Origin of the sequence: Rubritepida flocculans DSM 14296 (assembly GCF_000425365.1) — a bacterium.
Taxonomy (GTDB): domain Bacteria; phylum Pseudomonadota; class Alphaproteobacteria; order Acetobacterales; family Acetobacteraceae; genus Roseococcus; species Roseococcus flocculans.
Map to the genome: position 1 here is coordinate 1 of NZ_AUDH01000011.1, position 24,907 is coordinate 24,907.

At 75.6% G+C, this 24,907-nt stretch carries 22 protein-coding genes; 11 read left to right on the forward strand and 11 right to left on the reverse strand.

The window, feature by feature from the left end:
* The coding region (locus H596_RS0111020) for a transposase (RefSeq protein WP_027284943.1) at positions 1-321 on the forward strand (321 nt) is incomplete at its 5' end.
* 7 nt (positions 322-328) lie between these two features.
* Here the strand turns inward: H596_RS0111020 and H596_RS0111025 are convergent.
* Both H596_RS0111025 and H596_RS0111030 read right to left on the reverse strand, forming a co-directional pair.
* Complete coding sequence (locus H596_RS0111025) at positions 329-1,303, reverse strand: Bug family tripartite tricarboxylate transporter substrate binding protein (RefSeq protein WP_027284944.1); 975 nt, start codon at positions 1,301-1,303, stop codon at positions 329-331.
* A gap of 83 nt (positions 1,304-1,386) precedes the next feature.
* Entirely contained in the window at positions 1,387-2,556 is a 1,170-nt protein-coding gene (locus tag H596_RS0111030) for an MFS transporter (protein ID WP_027284945.1), read from the reverse strand.
* A gap of 280 nt (positions 2,557-2,836) precedes the next feature.
* On the opposite strand from H596_RS0111030, the gene H596_RS0111035 reads away from it, so the two are divergent.
* From H596_RS0111035 to H596_RS0111075, 9 genes are all read left to right on the forward strand, one after another.
* The gene (locus H596_RS0111035; protein ID WP_027284946.1) at positions 2,837-3,658 is read left to right on the forward strand and encodes a universal stress protein; all 822 of its coding nucleotides are present in this window, start codon (positions 2,837-2,839) and stop codon (positions 3,656-3,658) included.
* Positions 3,659-3,862: 204 nt separating this feature from the next.
* The gene (locus H596_RS0111040; RefSeq protein WP_027284947.1) at positions 3,863-5,050 is read left to right on the forward strand and encodes a hypothetical protein; all 1,188 of its coding nucleotides are present in this window, start codon (positions 3,863-3,865) and stop codon (positions 5,048-5,050) included.
* Positions 5,051-5,065: 15 nt separating this feature from the next.
* Positions 5,066-5,650, forward strand: coding sequence for a protein-S-isoprenylcysteine O-methyltransferase (locus tag H596_RS0111045; RefSeq protein WP_027284948.1), 585 nt, complete (start codon positions 5,066-5,068; stop codon positions 5,648-5,650).
* 10 nt (positions 5,651-5,660) lie between these two features.
* Positions 5,661-6,299 (forward strand): hypothetical protein, encoded by a 639-nt coding sequence (locus H596_RS21130; RefSeq protein WP_051212813.1) that lies wholly within the window; start codon positions 5,661-5,663, stop codon positions 6,297-6,299.
* Between the two features lie 193 nt (positions 6,300-6,492).
* Positions 6,493-7,377 carry an FAD binding domain-containing protein gene (locus H596_RS0111055; RefSeq protein ID WP_027284949.1) on the forward strand — a complete coding sequence of 295 codons (885 nt, stop codon included), beginning with the start codon at positions 6,493-6,495 and terminating at the stop codon, positions 7,375-7,377.
* A 17-nt stretch (positions 7,378-7,394) separates the two neighbouring features.
* On the forward strand, positions 7,395-7,889 hold the full coding sequence (locus H596_RS0111060; protein WP_027284950.1) for a (2Fe-2S)-binding protein: 495 nt from the start codon (positions 7,395-7,397) through the stop codon (positions 7,887-7,889).
* Positions 7,882-10,308, forward strand: a complete 2,427-nt coding sequence (locus H596_RS21135; protein WP_051212815.1) for a xanthine dehydrogenase family protein molybdopterin-binding subunit — start codon at positions 7,882-7,884, stop codon at positions 10,306-10,308. Before H596_RS0111060 ends, H596_RS21135 begins: the two co-directional genes overlap by 8 nt.
* A 19-nt stretch (positions 10,309-10,327) precedes the next feature.
* Positions 10,328-11,056 (forward strand): enoyl-CoA hydratase/isomerase family protein, encoded by a 729-nt coding sequence (locus tag H596_RS21140; protein WP_051212816.1) that lies wholly within the window; start codon positions 10,328-10,330, stop codon positions 11,054-11,056.
* 35 nt (positions 11,057-11,091) lie between these two features.
* The gene (locus H596_RS0111075) at positions 11,092-12,081 is read left to right on the forward strand and encodes a Bug family tripartite tricarboxylate transporter substrate binding protein (RefSeq protein WP_051212819.1); all 990 of its coding nucleotides are present in this window, start codon (positions 11,092-11,094) and stop codon (positions 12,079-12,081) included.
* A gap of 77 nt (positions 12,082-12,158) precedes the next feature.
* Here H596_RS0111075 and H596_RS21145 read toward each other — a convergent pair whose 3' ends face one another.
* From H596_RS21145 to H596_RS22940, 9 genes are all read right to left on the reverse strand, one after another.
* A complete protein-coding gene (locus tag H596_RS21145; RefSeq protein ID WP_051212821.1) occupies positions 12,159-13,091 on the reverse strand; it encodes a LysR substrate-binding domain-containing protein in 933 nt (310 codons plus the stop codon).
* Positions 13,092-13,238: 147 nt separating this feature from the next.
* The gene (locus tag H596_RS0111085; RefSeq protein WP_027284952.1) at positions 13,239-14,009 is read right to left on the reverse strand and encodes a response regulator; all 771 of its coding nucleotides are present in this window, start codon (positions 14,007-14,009) and stop codon (positions 13,239-13,241) included.
* Positions 13,996-14,409, reverse strand: a complete 414-nt coding sequence (locus H596_RS24145) for a hypothetical protein (RefSeq protein WP_027284953.1) — start codon at positions 14,407-14,409, stop codon at positions 13,996-13,998. The genes H596_RS0111085 and H596_RS24145 overlap by 14 nt, the downstream gene beginning before the upstream one ends.
* Complete coding sequence (locus H596_RS22930; RefSeq protein ID WP_051212823.1) at positions 14,406-15,161, reverse strand: HD-GYP domain-containing protein; 756 nt, start codon at positions 15,159-15,161, stop codon at positions 14,406-14,408. Before H596_RS22930 ends, H596_RS24145 begins: the two co-directional genes overlap by 4 nt.
* Positions 15,162-15,283: 122 nt before the next feature.
* On the reverse strand, positions 15,284-15,976 hold the full coding sequence (locus H596_RS0111100; RefSeq protein WP_027284954.1) for a response regulator transcription factor: 693 nt from the start codon (positions 15,974-15,976) through the stop codon (positions 15,284-15,286).
* Positions 15,964-18,963 (reverse strand): ATP-binding protein, encoded by a 3,000-nt coding sequence (locus H596_RS22935; RefSeq protein WP_169579865.1) that lies wholly within the window; start codon positions 18,961-18,963, stop codon positions 15,964-15,966. Before H596_RS22935 ends, H596_RS0111100 begins: the two co-directional genes overlap by 13 nt.
* A gap of 37 nt (positions 18,964-19,000) precedes the next feature.
* Entirely contained in the window at positions 19,001-19,450 is a 450-nt protein-coding gene (locus H596_RS24150) for a hypothetical protein (RefSeq protein ID WP_027284955.1), read from the reverse strand.
* Positions 19,451-19,498: 48 nt separating this feature from the next.
* Positions 19,499-20,575 carry a glycosyl hydrolase family 8 gene (locus H596_RS0111115; protein WP_027284956.1) on the reverse strand — a complete coding sequence of 359 codons (1,077 nt, stop codon included), beginning with the start codon at positions 20,573-20,575 and terminating at the stop codon, positions 19,499-19,501.
* A gap of 182 nt (positions 20,576-20,757) precedes the next feature.
* Positions 20,758-22,584 (reverse strand): hybrid sensor histidine kinase/response regulator, encoded by a 1,827-nt coding sequence (locus H596_RS22940; RefSeq protein ID WP_051212828.1) that lies wholly within the window; start codon positions 22,582-22,584, stop codon positions 20,758-20,760.
* Between the two features lie 312 nt (positions 22,585-22,896).
* On the opposite strand from H596_RS22940, the gene H596_RS21165 reads away from it, so the two are divergent.
* Positions 22,897-24,897 carry an amidohydrolase gene (locus H596_RS21165; RefSeq protein ID WP_051212830.1) on the forward strand — a complete coding sequence of 667 codons (2,001 nt, stop codon included), beginning with the start codon at positions 22,897-22,899 and terminating at the stop codon, positions 24,895-24,897.
* Positions 24,898-24,907 lie beyond the last annotated feature (10 nt).

The following is a 24,907-nucleotide window of genomic DNA, read 5'->3' on the forward strand; positions in this document are numbered from 1 at the left end:
CGGGCCTATGTCGAGCAGCACCTAGCGCCCGCGCTTGCGCCCGGCGACATAGTGATCTGCGACAATCTGCGATGCCACAAGTCACCGGGCGTGCGCGCCGCCATCGAGGCGCGCGGTGCCGAACTGCGCCACCTGCCGCCCTATTCGCCCGACATGAACCCCATCGAGCAGGTCTTCGCCAAGCTCAAGAACCTCGTCCGCGCCGCCGCGCCCAGGGACATCGAGGCCTTGTGGAACACCATCGGCCAGAGCCTCGAAGCCTTCACACCGAAAGAGTGCGCAAACTACTTCGCCCACTCAGGTTATCCACGGATGATGTGAAAATGGTCTAGTCCACCGTGATGCCGCCGCGCTGCACCACCTCGCGCCAGCGGGCGATCTCGCGCTCCTGGAAGGCGGCGAACTCGGCCGGGCGGCTCGCCACCACGTCGAAGCCGAGCTCGACGAGGCGCGTCTCGATGCCGGGGCTGCGCAGCGCCGCGGTCAGCGCGGCGTGGATGCGCTCCACCAGCGGCTCGGCCATGCCTGGCGGGCCGCCATAGGCCTGCCAGGAATAGACGACGAAATCCCCGAGCCCCGCCTCGGCCGCCGTCGGCACGTCGGGCAGCATGGGCACGCGCGCCTCGCTGGTGATCATGAGCGGCCGCAGCCGGCCCGCCTGGATGTGCGGCAGCACCGCGCCGAGATTCTGGAAGGTGAGCTGCGTGGTGCCCGCCACCGCGCTGGTCATCGCCGGCCCGCCGCCGGAATAGGGGATGTGCGTGATGTCCGTCCCCGTGCGCAGCTTGAACATCTCCATGGTGAGATGATCGGAGGAACCGGCGCCGGAGGTGCTGTAGCTCGCCTGCCGCCCCGGCGCCCTGAGCCAGGCGAGCAGACCCGCGAGGTCCGTCGCCGGCACCGAGGCCGGGTGCACCACCAGCACATTGGGCGTGCGCACCGTCTGCATGATGCGGGTGAGTTGGCGCACCGGGTCGTAGTCGAGGTTCGGCCGCAGCGCGACGTTGATGGCCCAGGTGCTGATGGGCGCATGCATCAGCGTGTAGCCGTCGGGCGCGGAGCGGATGACATGGCGCGCGCCGATGCCGCCCGTGGCGCCCGGGCGGTTCTCCACGACGAAGGGCCGGCCGAAGGCCTGCTGCATGTGCTGCGCGGTGAGCCGGCCGATGATGTCGGATGGCCCGCCCGTGGCGAAGGGAACGATGATGGTGACGTTGCGGCTCGGCCAGTCGCTCTGGGCGCGGGCGGCGGCCACGAGGGCGGGGGCGGCGAGTGCCCCGCCCAGAAGGGCGCGACGATGCATGGGCGTTTCCTCCTTCCGGAAACTCTAGGCGGTTCCGCCCCGCCTGTCATAGCAGCGGCCGCTGGTATTAACCCGGTTCTCCCTCAGCGCGGATCGCGCAGCGCGGCGCGCGCCAGCGCCACCCCGCCCGCGAGTGCGAGCAGCGCCAGCGCCACCGGCAGCCCGAAGCCGGGCAGCCCGTCGAGCAGCAGCCCGGCGACCGGCGCCCCCGCCGCCCCGCCCAGCAGATAGGCGGTGTTCAGCCCCGCCATGCCCAGCGCCCGCGCCGGCCCGGCGAAGCGCTGCACGGCCCGGACCATCCCGAGCGTGTAGATCGCCCCCGCCGCCCCGCCCCAGACCGCCAGCACCGGCCAGACGCCGATGCCGGGCGCGAGCAGCGGCCAGAGCAGCGAGGCCCCCGCCACCGCCAGCGCGCAGCCCAGCAGGGCGCGGTGCGCGCCCAGCCGGTCGGCCGCCCAGCCGGCCGGATACTGCGCCAGCACATTGCCGAAGCCCGAGGCGATGACGATGGCCGCGGCCGCCCCTGCCGTCATGCCCAGCGCCAGCCCCTGCACCGGAAACACGGCGCCCGCCGCCGCCTCCAGCGCCCCGCACAGCGCCGCCGCCCCCGCCGGTGCGGCCATCACCCGCAGCACCGGCCGCGCGCGCTCCAGCGTCAGCCGCATCCGGCGCGGCATGGCGCCCGCCGGGTCGCGCAGGGGCAGACCGAGCAGCACGCCGAGGGCGAGGATCATCGCCGAGACGAAGAAGGCCTCCTGCGTCACCCCGGTCAGCAGCAGGATGGCCGGCCCGCCGCCGATCGCGGCCGAGACGAAGGTCTGATAGAGGCCGAGCGCCCTGCCCTCCTGCCCCTCCGGCGCCATGGCCGCGGCGATGGCGTCGCTCGTCGTCCAGGTCAGGCAGGAGCCGACGCCCAGCATCGCCCCGCAGAGGAACCACAGCCACAGCGGCGGCCCGAAGCCGAGCCCGAGCAGCCCCAGCACGCCGATGCCGGCGGCCAGCCGGTGCAGCGCGAAGGCCCCCCCCGCCGCCTGGGCGAGCCAGGGGGTGAGCGGGGCCGAGGCCAGGGCCGCGCCCCACACCACGGCGGCATAGAGCCCGACCAGCGCGGGCGAGGCGCCCCGCTCGGTCAGCAGGATGGCGGCGAGCGGCGTGGTCATCCACACGCCCGCGAAGGCGCAGGTGGCCGCGCCCAGGAAAAGCGCGAAGGAGGTGCGGCGCGCGCGCGGCGCCGCGAGGGTGGTGGCGGACATGGTCTCTCGGGCATGGCCGGCGGGCTCGCCGGGCGATGCCCCCTCGATCGGTGGCGGGTGGGGCGAAGGCGGCCTGCTCAGCCGCGTGTCGCCCCGCCTGGATCGGGCGCGATCCGGGCCGGGGGCAGGGCGCTGAACAGCAGGCGCGCATGCGGCGCCCCGCCTTTCCGCCCGTGTTTGCGAAGACCCGCGACCATGGCTCCAGGCTGGCGAGGCGCGCGGCGGAAGTCAAACCAGGGCTGGGTTGCGGGCCGCGCATGACGCGGGCATCGTCCGCGCCATGCTGCGCTCCATCCTCCTCGCGCTCGACGACACGCCCGGCGCGCTCGCGGCGCGCGACCTCGCCTTCGCCCTGGCGCGGGAGACCGGCGCGGCGCTGACCGCCGCCATCGTGCTCGACGCGCCCCACACGCGGGACCTGGCCGAGCCGGTGCCGCTCGGCGCCGGCGCCTTCGCCAGCCACCGCAACGCGAAGCTCGCGCAAGCCGTGGAGCAGGAGGCGGAGCAGGTGCTCGCCGCCGCCCGCGCGGCCGGGCAGGATCTGCGCTTCGAGGTGGTGCGCCGCGAGGAAGCCCCCGAGGAGGCGCTGCTCGCCGAAGGCGCGCGGCACGACCTGATCGTGATCGGGCGCGACAGCACGCTCGGCCGCGAGGCCTGCGAGGACGGGCTCTCCCCCTGCATCGAGGCGCTGATCGCCGATGGCGTGCGCCCGCTGCTGGTGGTGCCCCCCGGCTTCGCGCCGGACGCCGCCGGCCCGGTGCTGCTCGGCTACCGCGCGACGGCGGCGGCGATGCGCACGGTGCAGCTTTTCGCCCTGCTCGGCCTCGGCCGGGCGGGCGAGGTGAAGCTGCTCGACTTCAGCCCGGAAGGCCGCGCGGGCCCCGGCATCGCCGGCTACCTCGCGCGGCACGGCTGCGCCGCCAGCGCCGCGGCCGCGGAGGGCGACGAGCACGACATCCTGCTGGCCGAGGCGCGCAGCCTGCCCGCCCGCCTGCTGGTGCTGGGCGCGGAGGAGGAGGGGCGGCTCGCGCGCCTGATCCTGGGCAGCGCCACGGCGCGGCTGCTGCGCGCCGCCCCCTGCCCGGTCTTCATCCACGGCTGATACGGGCGGCATGCCGTGCCGCCCGCATCGCGCGCCGGGTTGCGCCACCCGACGCGGCAAGCCGCGTCGGGGCCCGGCGTGGCGGCTGCGCGCCACGACACGGCCTTCCAGCGGCCGCTGGCATGAGCCCCGCGACCTGATGGACGGGGCCGCCCCGCGGGGCTAGCCTTGCGTCGTTTCGCCGCCGCAGCGGCTTCATCCGCCATGAGCGCCCCGCCGCCGCCCATCCGCCGCCGCCTCCTGCTCCACGCCCCGGGGTTCGAGCCGCTGCAACCCGCCCAGCACCGCGACCGCTTCGCGCGCGCGCTCGAGCGCACGGCGCGGCTGTGGTCGCTCGCGGCCGGCTGCGGGCCGCTGCGGGAGGGCGAAACGCCCGGCGCCGCGCCGCGCTTCGCCGCCTGGGCGGAGGGGCCGGACTGGCGCTGCGAGTCCGAGATCCGGCTGCTCGCCTGGGACCACCTCATCCGCGCCGAGCTGGATCGCGGCGGGGCGGCGCTGCTGGCGCGCGGCGGGGCGGCGCTGCTCGATCTGCTGGCCAGCGGCACCCTCGCCCGCTACGCGCGCGTGCATTGGCGCTATGCGCTGTTCGCCCTCTACCCCATGGCGCTGCTCGCCTCCGGCTTCGGCGCGGCGGTGGGGACTGCCGCGGCGCTCGGCGGCGCGGGCGGGCTGATCGCGGGGGGCGCGGTGCTGGCCGGCGGCCTCGCCTGGGCGCGGCGGCGGGCCATGCTCGACGTCATGCTCGCCGACTGGCGCTTCGCCTGGGATGCGGCGCGCGGCCGGCATCCGGGCTTCCAGGCGGCCGTGGAGGGCGCGGCCCGGGAGATCGCCGCCGCCATCGGCGAGCGGCGCTGCGAGGAGGTGGTGCTCCTCGGCCACAGCCTGGGCGCGGTGTTCGCCGCGCAGGGGCTGGCGCTGGCGCTGCGCCGCGATCCCGGACTGCTGGAGCGCCCCGGCGCGCCGCGCTTCGCGCTGATCGGCCTCGGCTCCTCGGTGCTGAAGATCGCCCTGCACCCGGCGGCGGAGGCGCTGCGGCGGGACGTGGCGCAGCTCGCCGCCACGCCCGGCCTCGTCTGGCGTGAGCACGCCTCGCGGCGCGACGCGCTCTCCTTCGAGCGGGCGGAGCCGGTGGCCACGCTCGGCCTGCCGGGCCGCGGGCCGCGGCTGCGGGGCGTGCATCCGCGCGACATGGTTGACACGCCCACCTGGCGACGCATCTGCTGGCAGCCGCTGCGGATCCACAGGCAGTACGTGATGGGCAACGGGCGCCGCCATTTCCTCGACATCGGGATGATCGCCTGCGGGCCGCTGCCCGTCTCCTCCGGGCTCGACCCCGACCGCGCACTCGGCGCGGAGGGCGCGCTCGGCCGCGCGCCCGCGCCGGCGGGGTGAGGGAGGCCGCCGCGCGTGACGCCGCTCGCCGCGAAGCTGCTGCATCTCGCCTGCATGGTGGCGTGGTGGGTCATCCGCCGCCCCTTCGAGCGGAAGGTGAAGCGCAACGTCATCGCGCGCGACGGGCTGGACCTGCGCGAGCGGCTGCTGCTCTGCGTCTCCTTCACCGGGCTCGGGGTGATCCCCTTCCTCTACGTCGCGACGGGGTTTCCCGCGGCGCTGGACCAGCCCTTCTCGCCGCTGCGGGCCTGGCTCGGGGCGGCGCTCTTCCTTGGCGCGCTGGCGCTGTTCCGCGCCACGCACAAGACGCTGGGGCGCAACTGGTCGGTCACGCTCAAGCTGCGCGAGGGGCATGAGCTGATCACCTCGGGCGTGTACCGGCGCATCCGCCACCCGATGTATGCGGCCTTCTGGCTCTGGGCCCTGGCGCAGGCGCTGCTGCTGCAGAACTGGCTGGCCGGGCCGGCGGGGCTGATCGGCTTCGGCACGCTCTACGCCTTCCGCATCGGGCGGGAGGAGGCGCTGATGCGCGGCCGCTTCGGGGAGAGATGGGATGCCTATGCCGCGCGCACCCGGCGCGTGGTGCCCTTCCTGCACTGAGACGGGCCGCATGTCTTGCCGCCCGTATCGCGGCCGCTGGCCCGAGCGCCCCACGCGGCGCGCCCTGCTGCGCGCGGGCGGGCCGCTCGCCGCCGCCGCGCTGGGCGGCTGCGGCGCGCGCGTCGCCGCGCCCCCCGGCCCGCCGCGCGGCCATGCGCTGCTGCTGCGGGGCATCGCCAACCTCTCGACGGGCATGGACGATCTGGCCGAGCGCCTGGCCGCCGCGGGCTGCCTCGCCGAGGTCCACAACCACCTCGCCGCCGATGAACTGGCCGACCGCAGCCTCGCCGAGCACCGCGCGGGCCGGCTGCTGCGCCCCTTCGCCGCGATCGGCCATTCCCTCGGGGCCGATGCGGCCCTCGCGCTGGCCGGCGCGCTGGGGGCGGAGGGGGTGGAGACCGATCTCGTCGTCACCTTCGATCCGGTCTGGACGGGCACGGTCCCGCCCGGGCCGCGGCGGGTGCTGAACTTCTTCCAGGGCGCGGATGTCTGGGGCAGGCCGCTCTCGCCCGCGCCCGGCTTCGCCGGCCGGCTGGACAATGTGGATCTGCGCGCGCTGCGTGCGGTGCACCACTTCAACATCGACAAGGATCCCTCGCTGCATGCCGAGGTGCTGGCCGCGCTGCTGGCGCCCGGGCGGGGCGGCTGAGGAGCGGCGGCGCGCCGAAGCAAGGGCATCCCGGCGTTTCCGCAGCCAGGGCGCGCGGCCGTCAGCGTGAGTTTTCCTCACGCCGCGTGAGCATTACTCGTTTGCGGCGGCCCGCTCGGCCGCCTACTCCCCTGCCTCGCCGTTGGGGGAGGAAAGCGTCCATGCCACGCATCGCGCCGAGGCGCCGGGCCGCATGAAGGCGGCGCCCTTCGCCTATGTCCGGGCCGAGAGCCTGGATCACGCGCTCGATCTCCTCGCCGAGCATGGCGGCGAGGCGAAGCCCATCGCCGGCGGGCAGAGCCTCGTGCCGATGATGGCGATGCGCCTCGCCCGCCCCGCCCTGCTCGTGGACATCAACCGCCTGGGCGCGCTGAAGGGCGTCGCCATCGGCCCGCGGCGCGTCGTCATCGGCGCGGCCACCCGCCAGCGCGACGCGGAGCAGGATGCGGCGCTGCACCGCGCCGTGCCGCTGCTGCGCGCCGCGCTGGCCTGGGTGGGCCATGTGCAGACGCGCAACCGCGGCACGCTGGGCGGCAGCCTCGCCCATGCCGACCCCTCGGCCGAGCTGCCGCTCGCCGCCGCGGTGCTGGACGCCACGCTCGTCCTGGCCAGCCGCGCCGGCGGGGAGCGCCGCCTGCCCGCCGCCGGGTTCTTCCTGGCCCCGATGACCACAGCGGTCGGGGAGGAGGAGTGCCTGACCGCCATCGAGTGGCCGGTCTGGGAAGGGCCCGGCGTGGCCTGCGCCTTCGAGGAGGTCGCCATCCGTCATGGCGATTTCGCCATGGCCTCGGCCGCCTGCCAGATCCAGCGCGACGCCGAGGGGCTGTGCCGCCGCGCCGCGCTCGGCCTCGGCGGGGTGGCGGGCACGCCGCTCGCCTTCCCCGATCTCGCCGCGCGCCTCGAAGGCCGGCGCATCACCGAGGCGCTGGCGCGCGAGGTGGCGGAGGAGGCGGCGGCGCGCGCCGAGCCAGGCTCCGACACCCACGCCGATGCCGAGTACCGCCGCCACCTGGCCGCCGTTCTGCTGCGCCGCGCCCTGCTGCGGGCCGGCGCCGCGCCGGCCCGCGCCGCGGCCTGAGAAAAGGGAGCACCCGCATGCCGGCCCCGCCGCCCCCCGTCCTCGTCGAGATCACCGTGAACGGCGCGCCGCGCCGCGCCATGGTCGAGCCGCGCACCACGCTGCTCGACATGCTGCGCGAGCATCTCGGCCTCACCGGCACCCATGCGGGCTGCGAGCACGGCATCTGCGGCGCCTGCTCCGTGCTGCTGGAGGGCGAGCCGGTGCGCGCCTGCTGCATCTTCGCCGTGCAGGCGGAGGGGATGTCGGTCACCACCGTCGAGGGGCTGGCGCCCGCGCGCGGCGCGCTCTCGCGTCTGCAGGACGCCTTCTGCGAGGCGCATGCGCTGCAGTGCGGCTACTGCACGCCCGGCATGCTCATCGCCTGCCATGACCTGCTGGCGCGCAACCCGCGCCCCAGCGAGGAGGAGATCCGCGAGGCCATCGGCGGCAACCTCTGCCGCTGCACCGGCTACCAGCAGATCGTGGACGCGGTGAAGCTCGCCTCGGGGCAGGAGGCGGCGCATGGCTGAGGCGCCGCGCTTCCGCTACATCGGCCGCCGCCGGCGGGCGGTGGAGCACCGCCGCTTCGTCACCGGCCAGGGCCGCTTCGCCGCCGACATCGCGCTGCCCGGCCTGCTGCACGTCGCCATCGTCGCCAGCCCGCACGCCAGCGCGCGCATCGCGCGCCTCGACGCCTCGGCCGCCCTGGCCCTGCCCGGCGTGCACGCGGTGCTGACCGGGGAGGAGCTGCAGCCCGAGATCGAGCCCATGCTGCCCGGTGTGGACGCGCCCGAGGTGCGCCGCTTCCCCCTGGCGCGCGGCGTCGTCCGCTACGCCGGCGAATGGGTGGCGGCGGTGGTGGCCGAGAGCCGGGCGCTGGCCGAGGACGCGGCGGAGCTCGTCGAGGTGGACTACGCGCCCACCCCGCATGTGGTGGACCCCGAGGCCGCCCTCGCGCCCGGGGCGCCTCTCGTGCATCCCGCGCACGGCTCCAACGCGATCTTCCGGCGCGAGTTCCTCTGGGGCCCGGTCGAAGAGGATCTGGCGGCCTCGCCGCACCGCCTCTCCTACCGCGTGCGCTGGAGCCGCTCGGCCACCGTGCCCATCGAGACCTTCGTCTGCACCGCCTCGTGGAACGACGCGACGGGGCTGCTGGACGTCTGGGCCTCCATCCAGATGCCGAAGTTCCCCGACCTTCTGGCGCGCTGCCTGCGCCTGCCGGGCAATGCGGTGCGCGTGCATTTCGACGTGGATGTGGGCGGCTCCTACGGCGTGAAGCGCGGGCTCAAGCACGCCATCCTCGTCGGCCATCTCGCGCGCAGGCTCGGCCGGCCCGTCCGCTTCCTCGAGGACCGGCTCGAGAACATGCGCGGCGGCGACATGCAGGGGCCGGACCGCATCTTCGACGTCACCCTCGGCTTCGACGGGCAGGGCGTGATCCGCGCCATGCGCATGCGCGCGCTGGACGATGTGGGGGCCTATGCCGGGCGCTCGCCCTTCCAGCTCGGCAAGCCGGTCGGCGCCATCGTGGGGCCCTACACCATCGGCAGCGTCGCCTACGAGGCGATCTCGGTGCTGACCAACAAGACGCCGCAGGAGGCGGTGCGCGGCTTCGGCCAGGCGCCCACCAACTACGCCATCGAGACCGGGCTCGACCGCGTCGCGCGCGCGCTCGGCCTCGACCGCATCGAGGTGCGCCGGCGCAACCTGATCCCGCCCGAGCGCTTCCCCTATCTCATCCCCTCGGGAACGCTCTACGATTCGGGCGACTACGCGCGGGTGCTCGACAAGGCGCTCGCCGCCGCCCCCTTTGAGGCGCTGCTGCGCCAGCGCGAGGCGCTGCGGGCCGAGGGGAAGCTCGCCGGCATCGGCATCTCCACCTGCCTCGAACCCTCGGGCGGCAACTCCTCCTTCGAGCCGCTGTTCAACCCGAAGAACACCACCACGACCTGGATGGATTCCTGCCTGCTCCGGGTGGACCTGAACGGGGCGGTGACGGCGGTCATGGCCACCTCCTCCTCCGGCCAGGCGCACGAGACGCTGGTCTCCACCGTGGTGGGCGAGGTGCTGCAGCGCGATCCCGATTCCATCCGCGTGATCCACGCCGATTCCCTCTCCGCCCTCCCCTCCAACAGCCCGGTGGGCAGCCGCATGGCGATCATGCTGGGCGGCGCGGCCGCGGGCGCCGCCAAGCGCATCCGCGACAGGCTGCTGCGCATCGCCGCCCACAACCTCGACCTGCCGGAAGAGGCGCTGGAGTGGCGCGACGGCGCGGCCGTGCCGCGCGCGGCGCCGGAGCGCGCCCTCTCCTGGGCGCGGCTGGTGGAGATCGCGCATCGCGAGTTCCACAACCTGCCCCCCGGCATGGAGCCCGGGCTGCAGGAGGCCTTCGTGTGGGAGGTGCCCGGCGGCGGCGGGCTGCCCACCCCCGATGGCCGCATCCAGATGTATCCCTGCCACTCCTTCGAGGCGCATGTGGTGCTGGCCAGCGTCGATCCCGAGACGGGAAAGGTCGCGCTGCACCGCTACGTGGTGGGCCACGACTGCGGCGTGATGATCAGCCCCGACGTGGTGCACGGCATGACCTATGGCGGCGTCGCGCACGGGCTCGGCGCGGCGCTGATGGAGAAGTTCGCCTATTCGCCCGATGGCCAGCTCCTCTCCGGCTCCTTCATGGACTACCTGCTGCCCTCGGCGCAGGAGGTTCCGCCCATCCTCATCGTGGACCACTGCACGCCCTCGCCGCTGACGGAGTTCGGGCAGAAGGGCTCTGGCGAGGCCGGCTATCTCGGCGGGCCGGCGGCCATCGCGAGCGCGGTGAACGATGCGCTGGCGCCGCTGGGCGCCGCCCTCGATGCGCTGCCCATGACGCCCGCCGCCATCTGGCGCGCGCTGCGCGCCGCCCGCGCGGCGCAGTCCGCGCCCGTCCCCGCGCGCGAAACCGCCTGAGGAGAAGGAGAACCGAGGAATGAGCGAAGCCCTCCGCATCGTGCAGGACGGCCGGCTGCTGCGCGTCACCTTCGCGCGCGAGGATGGCGGCGTCACCGACAGCATGGCCGCCGCGCTGGCCGAGGCGCTGCTGCGCGCGCACGACACCTCCGACGCCGTGCTGCTGACCGCCGCGGGCCCGGATTTCTGCACCGGGCGCGTGCGCGACGTCCCCGGCCCGCCCGCGGCCGAGGCCTATGCGCGCCGGCCCGAATACGACGGCGTGTTCAACAGCTACCGCGCCATCCGCAACGCGCAGGTGCCGGTGATCGGCGCCATCGCCGGCCGCGCCATGGGCTACGGCACCGCGGTGGCCGCGCTCTGCGACGTCTCCTTCGCCGCCGACACGGCGCGCTTCAACATCCCCGAGATCACGCACAACGTGATGCCGACCATGGTCATGTCGGCGCTGTACGACCGGGTGAACCGCAACGCCATCCTCTGGATGGCCTATGGCGCGGAGTTCATCGGCGCGCAGCGCGCGCTGGAATACGGCATCGTCAGCCAGGTGGTCCCCGCCGCACGGCTCATGGAGGAGACGGAGCGCTTCTGCGCGACGCTTCTGGGCCGGCCGCGCCCGGCCATCCTCGGCCTCAAGGAGTATCTGCGCGTCGCCCCGCGCATGGATGACCAGGGCGCGACCGACTACGCGCGCAGCCTGCACTCCATTGTGAACACCGCGGCCGCGATGAAGCGGCCCGCGCATTGAGCGGCCCCGCCGCGATGACGGAAAGGGAGAGGAACATGTCCGGAACAAGGCTCGAGCGGCGCGGCCTTCTCGCCGCCTCCGCGGGCGCGCTGCTCGCGCCCCGCCTCGCGCGGGCGCAGGGCGCGGGCGGGCGCACCATCCGCATCGTCGTCGGCTTTCCCGCCGGCCAGGCGACCGACATCGTGGCCCGTCTCTGGGCCGAGCGCATGGCGGAAGGCGCGCGCGACGTCTTCATCGTGGACAACCGGCCCGGCCAGGGCGGCAGCATGGCGCTCGGCCAGGTGGCGCGCGCCGCGCCCGACGGCACGACCATGATGCTCGCGCACATGTCGGCGCTGGCGACCAACCCGCACCTCTACCGCAACGTGGCCTACGACACCTTGCGCGACTTCGACGCGGCGGGGCTGATGGCCGACCTTCCCTTCGTGCTGGTCTGCAACCCGCAGCTTCCGGTGCGCAACCTGGAGGAGCTGGTCCGCTACGCCCGCGCCAACCCGGACAGGCTGAGCAACGCCTCCTCCGGCAACGGCACCGTCTCCCACCTCGCGATGGAGGAGTTCAAGCGCCTGGCGGGCGGGCTCTCCATCACCCATGTGCCCTATCGCGGCAGCGCGCTGGGCGTGACCGACGTGATGACCGGCACGGTGCAGCTCGCGCTGGAGACGGCGGCCTCCACCATCCCGCACATCCAGTCCGGCCGGCTGCGCGCGCTGGCCGCGGGCACGAGCCGCCGCCTGGAGAGGCTGCCCGATCTGCCCACCTTCCAGGAACAGGGCTTCCCGGGCTTCACCGCCGTGACCTGGCTGATGGTGATCTATCCCGCCGGCGTCCCGCGCGAGCTGCTGACGCAGACCCATGCGGCCATCGAGCGCACCATGCGCGTGCCCGAGATCGAGCGGAGGCTCCTCGCCATCGGCGCCATCCCCCGCTACAGCGCGAGCCCGGACGAGGCCGCGGCCTATATGCGCGAGGAGTTCCGCCGCTGGGGCGAGGTGGTGCGCCGCAGCGGCGTGACGCTCGATTAGACCGGCTCGCGCATGGCTGGAACCGGCCATCGCGCGACGACGCGGCCGGCGGGGTTTCCCGTCGTCGCGAGGCCGCGCTATCGGGCCTCGGGCGCGGGTGCGCCCTCCGCCCAGGCCTCCATCGCGGCCTCGGTGGCGCGCCCCTCGCGCAGCAGCCAGCCGACCAGCGCCTCCACCGGCGGGGTGCGGCGCGCGGCGTGCGCCCAGTACCGCCGGCGCCGCGCGGCCAGCGCGCCGAAGGGGGCGCAGAGCCGACCGGCCAGAATGTCGTCTATCGCGAGGAAGACCGGCACCAGCACCACGCCCAGCCCCTCGGCCGCGGCCTGCAGGGCGAAGAACATCTGCTCGAAGCGCAGCGCCCCGGCGGGGCGCAGCCCCGGAACGCCGGCCGCGGCCAGCCAGTCGGCCCAGGGGTAGGGCTCGGTCGCGTAGCTGATCAGCGTCTGCCCCGCGAGGTCGGCGGGGCTGCGCAGCCGGCCGCGTTCCGCCAGCGCCGCATCGCAGACGGGCAGGATCAGCTCGGTCATGAAGGGCACGGAGACGCAGCCGGCCAGCGGCGCCTGCGCCCCGCGGATGGCCACGTCATAGCCCCCGGCCTCGAAGCGCACGGCGTCGAGGCCGGTGGTCATGCGCACCTCCACACCCGGCCGCTCGCGCTGGAAGCCCGACAGGCGCGGGATCATCCAGCGCATGGTGAAGGTGGGCGGCGCGTTCACCTGCAGGGTGCTGGGAGGGGCCGTCTCGCGCAGATGCAGCGAGGCGAGGGCGAGGCGATCGAGCGCCGCCGTCACCTCGGCCAGATAGCCCTGCCCGGCCGGGGTCAGGGAGAGCTGGGAGGGCCGGCGCAGGAAGAGCTCGGCGCCGAGCCAGGCCTCGAGCTGCGCCACCTGCCGGCTGACCGCCCCATGCGTGACGTTGAGCTCGGCCGCGGCCTTGGTGAAGCTCACATGCCGCCCGGCCGCCTCGAAGGCGCGCAGCGCGTTGAGCGGCGGCAGCTTGCGGCGCGGCACGGGCGGCGGGCCCTCCCTGCGGGGATCGGCCGGGCGCGACGGGGCGTTCGCGCCGGCCGGGCTGCGTCAAGCAAAGACCCGGACGCGCGCGCGACGCAAGCCGGCGGGGCCTTCCGGATCATGGGTGCGGCGACACCGCCGCCCGTTTCAGCCGCTCTCGCCGGGCAGCGCGAGGGACCGCATGCGCCGGGTCGCCGCGCAGGCGGCGAAGATGTCCTGCCGCCCCGCCGCGCGCTCGGCGACGCGCGCGAGGGCCGAGAGCCGGCTCGCCCCGAAGGAGGCCGCGCAGCCCGCCAGCGCATGGGCCGCCGCGCGCGCCGCGGCGTGATCCGCGGCGAGGCAGGCCGCCTCCAGCCGCTGCAGCAGCGCCGGAAGCTCCCGGGCGAAGGCGGCGCGGATCTCGGCGCGCAGTTCGTCCGGCAGGGCGTCCAGCTCGGCGCGGATGGCCTCGTCCCAGACGGGCAGTTCCTCCGCCCGGCCGATCGCCCGGCCGGCCTCGAGCACCTCGCGCACCGCCTCGCGCAGCCGCTCGGGGCGGAAGGGCGGGGCCAGCCAGCCCTCCACCCCCTCGCGCAGGAGGCAGGCCCGCTCGAGCGCCGTCCCCGATCCCGTGAGCGCCAGCACGGGCAGCCCCGCGCCCCCGGCCTGCGGCGCGCGCAGCCGGCGCAGCGCCTCCAGCCCCTCCCCGCCCTCTCTGCCGAGGCCGAGCAGCAGGGCGTCGAGCCCGCCCTCCTCCGCGGCCAGGATCGCGAGGCCGGATGCGGCGTCGCCCGCGGGCAGGGCCTCGCAGCCGGCCTGCTCCAGCAGGGAGAGCATCGCCCCGCGGCTGGCGGGGCAGGGATCCAGCAGCAGCAGGCGCGCCGTGCGCTCGGTGCGCCCGGCGCGTTCGATGGCCGCTTCGGGGTCAGCGAGGAACATCGGAGAGAACTCCCTGAGGGGGATGCCGGGCCGGGCGCGGGGGCGGAGGCGCCCAGGCCGGCGCCGCATCGGCGCGCGCCGGGGCGGCGCGCCCGGCCTCGAGCACATCGGCCAGAACCCGGCTGAACGCCTCCAGACGGCGCAGCGCCTCCGGCATCCGGGCGGGCCCCAGCGCATGCAGGGCGGCGCTGTGGCCCGGCACCGGCACGCGCAGCCCCTCCCCGACCCACCCCATGCCGCAGGCCGGCGAAGCCCCTCCGGGCCGCCACCAGCAGGCCCTGCCATCCTCCTCCCGCCACAACAGGCCGATGGCCAAGCCCGTCGCCGTCTCGGCGGCCTCCAGCAGGGTGCGGATTTGCGTGTTCAGGGCGGCCATGACGGCCTCGCGCGCCGGGCTCATGCCCAGATGGCCCGGGGTATGCCCGCGAGCACCGCGGCCAGCGCCTCGCCCTCGCCATCCTCCGGCCTCGGGGCGTCGCGCACGGCGCAGGGGTCGCCGAGGGCCGCCCGCAGCAGCCGCACGGCCTCCGGGTCGAATTGCCGGCCCGAGCAGCGGGCGATCTCCTCCAGCGCCTCCTTCGCCCGGCGCGGGGCCCGGTAGCGGCGGCCGGGCTCGATCATCGCCACGAAACTGTCCGCCACGGCGGTGAGCCGGCCGATCCAGGGGATCTCCGTCCCGGCGAGCCCGAGCGGGTAGCCCGCGCCGTCCCAGCGCTCGTGGTGGGTCAGCGCCGCATCGCAGACCGCGCCCGGAAAGCCCAGCGCGCGCAGCAGCGAGGCCCCGGCCTGCGGGTGGCGCGCCACCTCCTGGCGCTCGGCCGCCTCCAGGGGCCGCTGGCCGTCGAGGATGGCCAGCGGAAGGTTCAGCTTCCCCGCATCGTGCAGCAGCCCCGCGGCGGCCACCGTCTCGGCGTCGAGGCGGCGGTCGGGATCGAGCCGCCAGGCGGCGAGGAGGATGGTCGCCACGCGCAGCGAATGGTCTGCGGTGGGGGCGTGATGCCGGCGCAGCGCGTCCACGAGGCGCATCGCGCGGGCGGGAAGCCCCCCCGCCGGCCGCGGCCGCGGCGTGGCGAGCCTGCGCGTCCAGGCGAAGGGCGGCGGCTCCTCCGCCCCCCTCTCGCCGTCCAGACCGGAAGTGCCGAACCCGTCCATGGCCAGAGGATGGGGTGCCGCGCGCGGCAGGGCACGTTCGGAAATGTGCGGTCTTGTTCGGCGTGCGCGATGCCTGCGGCGCCCAGGCAGGCCGCGTCACTCGCCCCGCGGAGCGGCCCCCGTCATCCGATCACCAGCCGGTAGCCCCGGCCGCGGACGGAGGCGATCTCGATGCGGTCCGCGCTCAACTGCGCGAGCTTCTGGCGCAGCGAGGAGGCGAGCTGATCCACCCCGCGCTGCTGCGGCAGCAGCCGCCGGCCCAGCACGAGCTCATAGACCTCCTCGCGCTCCACCACCTGGCCGGGGCGGCGCAGCAGAAGCTCCAGCAGCCCCGCCTCGGCCGCCGTCAGCCGCAGCTCGGGGCCATCCTCCCGGGCGATGCGCAGCCGGGCCGGATCGAGCCGCACCCCGGCCACCACAAGCGGCTCGGGCGGGCCCTCCGCCGCCCGCTGGGGGCGCGGCTCCCCGCGCCGGAGCAGCGCGCGCACCCGGGCCACCAGCTCGCGCGCCGAGAAGGGCTTGCAGACGAAATCATCCGCGCCGAGCTCGAGCGCGAGCACGCGGTCCACCTCGTCGCCCTGGCCGCTGACCACCATGATGAAGGGCCCCTGCCCCGCCATCTCGCGCACGAGCTGGAGCCCCGAGCCGTCGGCGAGGCCGAGATCCACCAGAAGCACGGCCGGCTGCCGCTCGGCGATGGCGCGGCGGGCCTCGGCGAGGTTGGGCGCCTGCCGCGCGGCCAGCACCTCGCGCTGAAGCGCCCGGGCGATCAGCGTCGCGATGTCCGGCTCATCCTCGACGATCAGGATGTCCATGAGCTTCCCATTGCCGCAGCCTTCCCCGAAGGGATTACCCCTTCAGGCTCGGCATGGGCAGGGGGAAGATCGCCCGGCCGCGCGCGCCGCCCGGCGAGGAGCTGCAGCCGCCGGGCGAGATCCTGTCGCCGGAAGGGCTTCTCGAGCAGGCGCAGCCCCTCGGGCAGCGCGCCCGAGGCGTCGTAGAGCTGCGCCGCGAAGCCCGACATCAGGATGGCCGGCAGCCCCGGCAGCAGGGCCTGCGCCTCGCGCATCACCGCCGCCCCGTCCATGCCGCCGGGCAGCACCACGTCGCTGAGCAGGACATCGGGGCGCAAGCCCCCGCGCAGCAGGGCAAGCGCCGCCTCGCCCTCGGCGGCGAGGGTCGCGGAATGGCCGAGCTCGCGCAGCATGGCCGCGATCTGCTCGCGCAGCGCCGCCTGGTCCTCCACCACCAGCACATGCAGGGGCGACAGGGCCTCCGCGGCGGGCGCGTCCGGCTCGGCCGGCGCCGGCTCGGGCAGGGCGGGCGCGGCCTCGCCCGGCGCCGCGACCGCGGCCGGAAGATGCAGGATGACGCTGGTTCCACGCCCCGGGGCCGTGTCGAGCCCGATGCAGCCGCGCGACTGGCGGACGAAGCCATAGACGGTGGCCAGCCCCAGCCCCGAGCCGGCGCCGGGCGGCTTCGTGGTGAAGAAGGGCTCGAAGGCCCGTCGCGCCACCTCCGGGGGCATGCCCTGCCCGTCATCGGTCACGCTCAGCCGCAGGAACTCGCCCGGGGCGGCCTCGCTGAACTCGGCGAGCGCGGCGGCGTCGAGCGTCTCCGCCTCCAGCTCGATCCGCAGCGTGCCGCCCGCGGGCATGGCGTCGCGCGCGTTGAGGGCGAGGTTGAGCAGCGCGTTCTCGAGCTGCACGGGGTCCACCAGCGCGGGCGGCAGGCCGGGCTGCAGCCGCAGCAGCAGCCGCACGCGCTCTCCCAGGCTCTGGCGCAGCAGGGGCAGCAGATCCTCCACCAGCGCGGCCACGTCGGTGGGGACGGGCGAGAGGGGCTGACGCCGGGCGAAGGCCATCATGCGCCGGATCAGCCCGGCCGCGCGTTCGGCCGCGCCCAGGATCAGCCCGGCGGAATGGGCGAGCGGCGGCTGGTCCTCCAGCGCCTCGGCCAGCGCCTCGGCGTTGCCGATCACCACGGTCAGCAGGTTGTTGAAGTCGTGCGCCACGCCGCCCGTCAGCGCGCCCAGCGCCTCCAGCCGCTCGGCGGTGCGGCGGAGCTGCTCGGCCTCGCGCGCGATGGTCACGTCGCGCAGGAACAGGGCGAAGCCGCCGCCGCTGGGCACCAGGCGGAGCTGCGCATAGCGCCCGATGGGCAGGGCGATCTCGCGCTCCTGCCTGGCGGGGCGGGCCAGGGCGGCGGCCAGGGCCGGCCCCGCCTCGGGCAGCAGCTCCGGCAGGGCCCGGCCGAGAAGCTGGCGCGCCTCGACGCCGAGCAGCCGGGCCGCGGCGGGGTTGGCGTAGGTGAAGCGCCCGGCCCGGTCCAGGGCGCAGAACCCGTCATGGATGGTGTCGCAGATGCGCTCCAGCTCCGAGCGCGCCGCCTCGGCCTCGGCGGCGGCCGCCGAGAGGTGGGTAAGCAGCCGCCCGCGCCGCAGCGCCGCCTCGCCCAGGGCCACCACCTGCTGCAGCGCCGAACGGTCCTCCGCGCCGATGGCCCGGGCGTCGGGGCCGAACACCTCGAGCACCCCGAGATACTCCCCCGCATCGTCGCGCAGCGGCAGGCTGAGCCAGGCGGGGGGGTGCGGGCCGGCGTCCCGGCCCTCGGGCGCGCCCGTGGCGGGCTTCTCGCCATGGACGATCACATCGCCCCCGTCGCCGGGGATGAGCAGCGCGCGCACCTCCGAGGCCGGCAGCAGCCGCCGCGCGCCGCGCACGATCCGCCGCAGCGCCTCCTGCGGCTCGATCACGTCCTGCAGCCCGGCGGAGACCTCGACCAGGGTGGAGAGCCGCCGCGCCGATTGGCCCTCCGCCGCCTCGCGCCCCCTCGCCTCGGCGCGCAGCAGCCGCGCCCCCGCCAGCAGCACGACGCAGAGCAGCGCGGCGAAGGCGACGACCGCGAGGCCATTGCGCGAGAGGCCGAGCCAGAGGGCGCGGCTCGGCATGGCCACGCGCACCAGCACGGGCAGCTCCGCCACCCTCTGCCAGGCGACCAGGATCCGCCGCCCCTCGGGGCCGCCCGCGACGCTGCTCCACCCATGCGCCGGGGCGGCCGCCCAGGAGGAACCCGCCGCGGCCGGCGGCGGCACCCGCCCCGTCGGCACCACCGCGGGATCGCCGGCGTGGAGGGAGCTGGCGAGCAGGGTTCCATCGAGCCCGAGCAGCTCCGCGCTCCCTTGGCCGAGCGCGGCGATCACCCCCAGCGCATCGGCGATGTAGGCGACGGAGATGTTGGCGCCGATCACGCCCCGCGCCTCGCCGGCCGGATCGGCGAAGCGCTGCACCAGGGCGAAGATGGGCTTGCCGCGCGCGCCGCCGAGGCGGCCGAGCGCGGGCGGGGCGATCGCGAGTTCGCCCAGGGGGGCGGCCTGCGCGGCCTGGAAGAAGGGGCGCGCCGCCACGCTCGTGCCCGGCGGCACCTGCGCCGCGGAACTCGCGATCACCCGTCCCTCCGGGTCGAGAAGCCCGTAGCTGTTCACCACGTGATAATCGTCCGCGGCGCGGCGGAGCAGGGCGGCCATGTGCTTCTGCAGGGCCTCCCCCGTCGCCGCGGAGGCCAGGAACTCGTCGCGCGCTTCCGCCATGGCGGCGATGGCGGGCCGGAGGGCCCGCTCCATCTGGCGGGCGAGGGTCTGCGCCGTGCCGGCCGCGAATTCGGCCTGGCGTTCCGTCTGCCGCAGGTCGAGGGCGAGAACCAGCGCGGCCCCCGCCAGCACGGTGACGAGCAGGCACAGCGTCACCAGCAGGATGGGGCGACGCAGCCCGTTGCGGGCCGGGGGCGCGGGCGCGGGCGCCAAGCCCGGGGGCGGCGGCGCCCGGCGCGGCGGCGCCCCGTCAGGCGCCATGGCGCGGGCGCCCGCCGCCGCGCCGCCTTGCGGCCGCGCGGGAGAGGAAGCCGCGCAGCTCGCGCGCATGGAGCGGCAGCGCCAGCGCCTCGGCATGGTCCACGCCGAGCGGCGGGCCCAGGCGCCGCGCGAGCTCGAGCTCGCTCGCCGGCGCGCCGGAGACGAGCAGCACGCTGGCGCGCGCGCCGCTGCCGCCCACGAGCAGGAGCGCCTCCGCCGCGCCGCCGGTCCAGCGGCTGATCCCGGTGATGACGGCCATCGCCCCACCCTCCTCCAGAGCCGCGCCCAGCTCGCCCGGGCGAAGCTGGCGGACCCCATACCCCGCGCCGCGCACCATGACGCCGAGCGGCTGGCAGATCGTCTCGCGGTCGTCGGCGATCAGAACGAGGCCGCAGGGATCCTCCGGCGCGTCTTCCGCGAGGCGGTCACTCTGGCGCACGACAGCTCCATCCGAAGGATCGGATTTGTGAGGAAAGGTGAGGAAGGGTCAGGCGTCTTCAAGCGGGAGCCGGCGGGCCGCGGCCGCCTCGCGCGCCAGCAGGCCGAGCGCGGCGGCGTAGTAGTTCTCCGCCGCCTGCGGGCCGCGCAGCGCCACGGCCCGGCCGCTGCGCAGCCCATGGACGAGGCGGGCGATGCCCAGCGTGCCGCTCGGGGCCGGATAGGGCGCGACCTCGTCGGTGCGCAGGTCGGTCCAGGCGGGCAGCAGCCGCAGCGCGGGGTCGAGCCAGAAGCGATGCGCGGCGGCGAGCGCGGGGGCGCCGTCCTCCCCGGCCCAGGCGAGGTAGAGAGGCACGCGCACCGCGTCATAGGCGAAGCGGGGCGGAAAGCCGTGGGCGGGCGCCACCCGCCCGGCGCCGAGCGGCACCCGCACCCAGTCGGCCGGCAGGCCCCAGCGGCCGAAGCGGCACTGCTCCAGCAGATCGAGCCCGTCGCGCCGCAGCCGCGCCCAGCCCGGCTCGCCGGTCAGCCGCTCGAGCGCGGCGAAGGCGGGAAACACGTAGTAGGAGGGGTTGACCACCACGGCGTCGCGCTGGGCGAAGCCCTGCACGCCGGGCAGCAGCAGCAGGCGCCCGTTCGCCTCGCGCGTGGCGAGGCGCAGGATGTCGCGGGCGATGGCCTGGCCGGCCCGCGCGAAGTCGGGCCGGTTCCAGCGCTGCCCGGCCTCGGCGAGCGACCAGGCCAGGAACAGGTCGCCATCCGTCGCGTTGTTCGGGTCGTGCGGCGCCTCCCCGGGACGGGGCGTGAAGCGCCAGCTCATCAGCGCATCCGAGGGGCGGGCGAGGCGCTGGCGCGTCCAGGCCCACATGGCCTCGAAGGCCTCGACGTCCCCCGCGCGCTGCGCCAGCAGCATGGCGAAGCCCTGGCCCTCGCTGTGGGAGATGCCGCCGCGGCCGTCGTCCACCACACGGCCTTCGGCGCGCAGATAGCGGTGGCGGAAGGCGAGCCAGGCCGGGTCCAGCGGCTGCAGGTGGAGGTGGCGCGTGTGTCCCGGCAGCACCAGGGTGCTGAGCGGCGCCGCCGCCATCCCCGCCAGGGCCGCCCGACGCCCGATCTTCCCCGCCATCCCTCCCTCCACACAGGTTGCGGTGGGAGGTGGTTAACAAATCCATGCCGCCGGACCGTGCCGTTAAGCGTATGGAATCGTTCGGCTCTGGGGCGGATGTGGCGGAGCGGCGCGGAAGTGTCGGGAAGGCTGCGTCCTTCCGCGCCGCATTCGGGCGGCGCGCTCCGCCCCGCCCCCCGATCCTATCGCCCGAGGGCGAGGGCGGCGTCGCGCCCCTCGACGAGGGCCAGCAGGCTCTGCCGGTCGATGGGCTTGAGCAGGTGCCCGTCCATGCCCGCGGCGCGGCAGCGCTCGAGCTGTTCCGGCGCCGTATCCGCCGTCACGGCGTAGATGCGCATGCGCTGTCCCCGCCCCTCCGCCTCGCGGATGCGGCGCGTGGCCTCCACCCCGTCCATGCCGGGCATGTGCACGTCCATCAGCACCACATCCACCCCGCCCCGCGCCGCGGCGGCCACCGCCTCCGCCCCGCCCGAGGCGAGCATCACCTCATGCCCGGCGCTTTCGAGCAGGATGCGCGCGACGAGGCGGTTGGGCGCGAGGTCGTCCACCACCAGCACGCGGCGGCGCGGGCTGGGCGGAGGGGCGTCCGCCTCCCTCTCCGCCTCCGCAGGGGGCGGGCACTCCGGCAGAGGGAGCTCGACCCAGAACAGGCTGCCCCGGCCGCCCTCGCCGGCCTCGCAGCCGATGCGCCCGCGCATGGCGGAGGCCAGCGCGGCCGAGATGGCCAGGCCAAGCCCCCCGCTGCCGAACTCGTTCTCCGGGGAGGGCTCGATGCGGCCGAACTCCCGGAACAGCTCGCCCCGCTTCTCGGGCGGGATGCCGGGGCCGTTGTCCAGCACCTCGAAGCGCAGCCAGCCTTCCGGCCGCGCGCGATGCAGGCGCAGCCGAACCTCTCCGCCCTCGGGCGTGTGCTTCACGGCATTGTTGAGGAGGTTGAGCAGGATCTGGCGCAGCCGCGTCGCATCGCCCCGCACCGCGACGGGCAGATCCTCCGCCGCCTCGCCGGAGAGGGCGATGCGCTTGCCGAGCGCCGCCGGCCGCGCGAGGGCGAGGCAGCTCTCCATGAAGCCGGCCAGCGCGATGGGCCCCTCGCGGAGCTGGAGCTTGCCCGCCTCCACGGTGGCGAGGTGCAGCACGTCGTTGGCCACATCCAGCAGGTGCTGGCCCGCGCGCTCCAGCGTCACCACCTGCTGGCGCTGCTCCTCGCTCAGCCGGTCGTCGCGCACCAGGCTCTGCGCGATGCCGAGCACGCTGTTGAGCGGCGTGCGCAGCTCATGCGTCATGCGCGCCAGGAAGCGGGATTTGGCCTCGCTGGCGTCGGCGGCGGCGTCGCGGGCGGCGATCAGGCTGCGGCGCGTCCGCGCCTCGGCCCTTTCCCTCTCCATGGCGAGGAAGGCGAAGGCGAGCCCGACGAGGTGCAGCAGGGATTCGAGGGTGAGGATGGCGAACCAGGGGCCCGAGGGCAGGGCGGCACCCGCCCCGGGCAGGGGCGCCACCCAGGTCAGCGGCAGGCGCGCCGCGTAGATCGCGCCATGCACCGCGAGCAGCGCCACCGCGATCCAGCGGCTGGAGAGGGAGCGGTCCTCGGCGCGCCCCAGGGCCAGGGCCCCGGCGAAGCAATAGGCCGCCAGAATGGTGGCGACGAGCGCCACCCGGGCGTTCAGCGAGGCGTAGAAGGCCGGAACCTGGCAGGCCGCCAGCCACAGCAGCGGGCCCGCCAGCAGCGCCCAGGGCGGCGTCTCGCGGCCGGCGCTGGCGCGCGCCGCCGACAGCACCAGGCCGTAGCTCAGCAGCACCACCCCATTCGCGACGTCGATGGAGAGCCGGTCGGGGATCGCGCCGCGCGCCGCGAGGAGCAGGACGCCCAGCGCCGCCAGAAGACAGCCGAGGCCGAAGCGCCGCAGCGCCGCCGCGGAGGGCCCCGCCCGGCCGACGACCAGGAACAGCAGTCCCAGAAGGGCCGAGGTCGCGCTGCTCGTCAGCAGCAGCGTGGGGACATGGATGGACAAGCGCGGTCGAACCTCTCACAGCCCGGCATCGGCCCAGCCCCGGGGCGCGGAGCCGACGGATTGGTGCATCCGCATCATGAAGCACCAGCATGGGTTGTGTCGAGGGCGAGGTGAGGCGCCGGGATGGCCCTGCGGCGCGGCCCCTCGCGCCCTCGCCTCCCTCCGGGGCCGTTCGGCCTCGGCGGGCTTCGCGGGCGCCCGGGACGCATGCTGCGGGAAGAGGCGATCAGGCCCGCCCCTCATCTCCTTGACCGGCGCGGCGGCCGCCCGCGACGATGCGCCCCGCCGACCAACCCCGCCGGAGACGCCGCGATGCCGACCACCCGCCGCCACCTCGCCGGCGCCACGCTGGGCCTCGCCGCGGCCCGCGGGGCCTCGGCCCGGGCGCTCGGCCCGCAGGATCTGCTCGACCGCATCGCTCCCCAGCGCGAGGCCGTGATCCACCTCGCGCGCGAGGTCATCACCATGGACCCGCGCCAGCCGCGCGCCGAGGCGGTGGCCGTGGTGGGCGATCGCATCGCCGCGGTGGGCAGCCTGGCCGAGCTGCAGGCCCTGGCGGGGGACCAGCCCTTCCGCGTGGACCGCAGCTTCGAGGGAAAGGTGGTGCTGCCGGGCTTCATCGAGCAGCACGTGCATCCGGTGCTCTCGAGCCTCACCATGGTTTCCGAGGTCATCGCCATCGAGGACTGGGACACGGCCGGCGGCTTCAGCCCCGCCGCGCGCGACGAGGCGGGCTACCGCCGCCGCTTCGCCGAGGCGCTGGCCGCGCACCGGGCCCGCACGCCCGGCGCGCCCTTCATCACCTGGGGCTATCATCCGCAGTTCCACGGCCCCATCTCCCGCGCCTGGCTGGACGCGCAGGCGGGCGAGACGCCGGTGGTGGTGTGGCACCGCAGCACCCACGCCTTCCACCTCAACACCGCGCTGATGCAGCGGCTGCGGATGGACGAGGCCTTCCTCGGCAGCTTCACGCCGAGCGAGGCCGCGCAGGCCGATCCCGCCGCGGGGCACTTCTACGAGCAGGGCGCGCTGAAGCTGATGGAGCGCATCGCGCCGCTGATCGCGACACCCGAGCGGATGCGCCGGGGGCTCGAGTTCACCGTGGGCCTCTACCACCGCAACGGCATCACGACCGCCGCCGAGCCGGGCGGCTTCTACGCCAAGCCGCTGCAGGACGCGATCAACGCCGTCTATGCGCCGGATACGACGCCCTTCAACCACTACTTCATCCCCGACGGGAAATCCTTCGCCGCCATGTTCCCGGGCGATGGCGCCGCGCAGTTGCGGGAGGCGCAGAAGCCCCTGGCCTGGGGCGCGGGGCGCGTGCGCTGGCTGCCGAAGCAGATCAAGCTCCTGCTCGACGGCGCGATCTACAGCCAGCTCATGCAGATGCGCGACGGCTACACCGACGGCCACCGCGGCGCCTGGATCATGGACCCGGAGGTGTTCTCCCTCGCCTTCCAGACCTACTGGGACGCCGACTACCAGATCCACATCCACAACAACGGCGATGGCGGCCTGGACGTGCTGCTCGCCAACCTCGAGCGCGCGATGCGCCGCCGGCCGCGCTTCGACCACCGCACCACCATCGTGCATTTCGGCTTCGCCGCGCCGGAGCAGATCCGCCTCGCCGCCAGGCTCGGCTGCATCGTCAGCGCGAATCCCTACTACGTGACGGCGCTGGCGGGGCGCTACGCCGAGGTGGGGCTCGGGCCGGCGCGGGCGCGCCGCATGGTGCCGCTGCGAGAGGCGGCGGAGGCCGGCCTGCCCATCTCCCTGCACTCGGACATGCCGATGGCGCCCGCGCACCCGCTCACGCTCATCTGGGCCGCCGTCACCCGCCTGACGGCCGAGGGGACCGTGATGGGCGAGGAGCAGCGCATCCCGCTCGACCTCGCGCTGCGGGCCATGACGGTGGAGGCGGCCGCCTCCATCCGGCTGGAGAACGAGCTGGGCTCCATCACGCCCGGCAAGCTCGCCAACTTCACGCTGCTGGAGGAAAGCCCCTACGCCGTGCCGCCCGAGGCGCTGAAGGACATCCCGGTCTGGGGCACGGTGCTGGAGGGCAGGGTGCAGCCCGCCCCGCCCGGGCCGCGGCGCCGTGCCGGGCTGCCGCGGCGCCTGGCCGGCGGGGAGGCGCCATCGGGCCGCTTCGCCGGCGGGGCGGCGCTGGCCGCCGCCTGCGCGGGGCACCCTTTCTGCGTGCATCGCGGGGCGGAGGCGGCGCTGGGCTGCGGCTGCGGCGGGGATGCGTTCAGCGCGCTGATCGCCGCCGCGCTGGCGCGCGCGGGCGAGGAGGAGGGGGCGCGCTGATACGGCCGGC

Coding starts and splice junctions, on each gene's coding strand:
- H596_RS0111085 (WP_027284952.1), bottom strand. CDS start 14,009: ATGTTCCTCGCTGACCCCGAAGCGGCCATCGAACGCGCCGGGCGCACC.
- H596_RS22930 (WP_051212823.1), bottom strand. CDS start 15,161: ATGGACGGGTTCGGCACTTCCGGTCTGGACGGCGAGAGGGGGGCGGAG.
- H596_RS0111115 (WP_027284956.1), bottom strand. CDS start 20,575: ATGGCGGGGAAGATCGGGCGTCGGGCGGCCCTGGCGGGGATGGCGGCG.
- H596_RS0111075 (WP_051212819.1), top strand. CDS start 11,092: ATGTCCGGAACAAGGCTCGAGCGGCGCGGCCTTCTCGCCGCCTCCGCG.
- H596_RS24145 (WP_027284953.1), bottom strand. CDS start 14,409: ATGAGCCCGGCGCGCGAGGCCGTCATGGCCGCCCTGAACACGCAAATC.
- H596_RS0111055 (WP_027284949.1), top strand. CDS start 6,493: ATGAAGGCGGCGCCCTTCGCCTATGTCCGGGCCGAGAGCCTGGATCAC.
- H596_RS21140 (WP_051212816.1), top strand. CDS start 10,328: ATGAGCGAAGCCCTCCGCATCGTGCAGGACGGCCGGCTGCTGCGCGTC.
- H596_RS0111025 (WP_027284944.1), bottom strand. CDS start 1,303: ATGCATCGTCGCGCCCTTCTGGGCGGGGCACTCGCCGCCCCCGCCCTC.
- H596_RS21130 (WP_051212813.1), top strand. CDS start 5,661: ATGTCTTGCCGCCCGTATCGCGGCCGCTGGCCCGAGCGCCCCACGCGG.
- H596_RS0111060 (WP_027284950.1), top strand. CDS start 7,395: ATGCCGGCCCCGCCGCCCCCCGTCCTCGTCGAGATCACCGTGAACGGC.
- H596_RS0111040 (WP_027284947.1), top strand. CDS start 3,863: ATGAGCGCCCCGCCGCCGCCCATCCGCCGCCGCCTCCTGCTCCACGCC.
- H596_RS0111100 (WP_027284954.1), bottom strand. CDS start 15,976: ATGGACATCCTGATCGTCGAGGATGAGCCGGACATCGCGACGCTGATC.
- H596_RS21135 (WP_051212815.1), top strand. CDS start 7,882: ATGGCTGAGGCGCCGCGCTTCCGCTACATCGGCCGCCGCCGGCGGGCG.
- H596_RS21165 (WP_051212830.1), top strand. CDS start 22,897: ATGCCGACCACCCGCCGCCACCTCGCCGGCGCCACGCTGGGCCTCGCC.
- H596_RS0111035 (WP_027284946.1), top strand. CDS start 2,837: ATGCTGCGCTCCATCCTCCTCGCGCTCGACGACACGCCCGGCGCGCTC.
- H596_RS0111030 (WP_027284945.1), bottom strand. CDS start 2,556: ATGTCCGCCACCACCCTCGCGGCGCCGCGCGCGCGCCGCACCTCCTTC.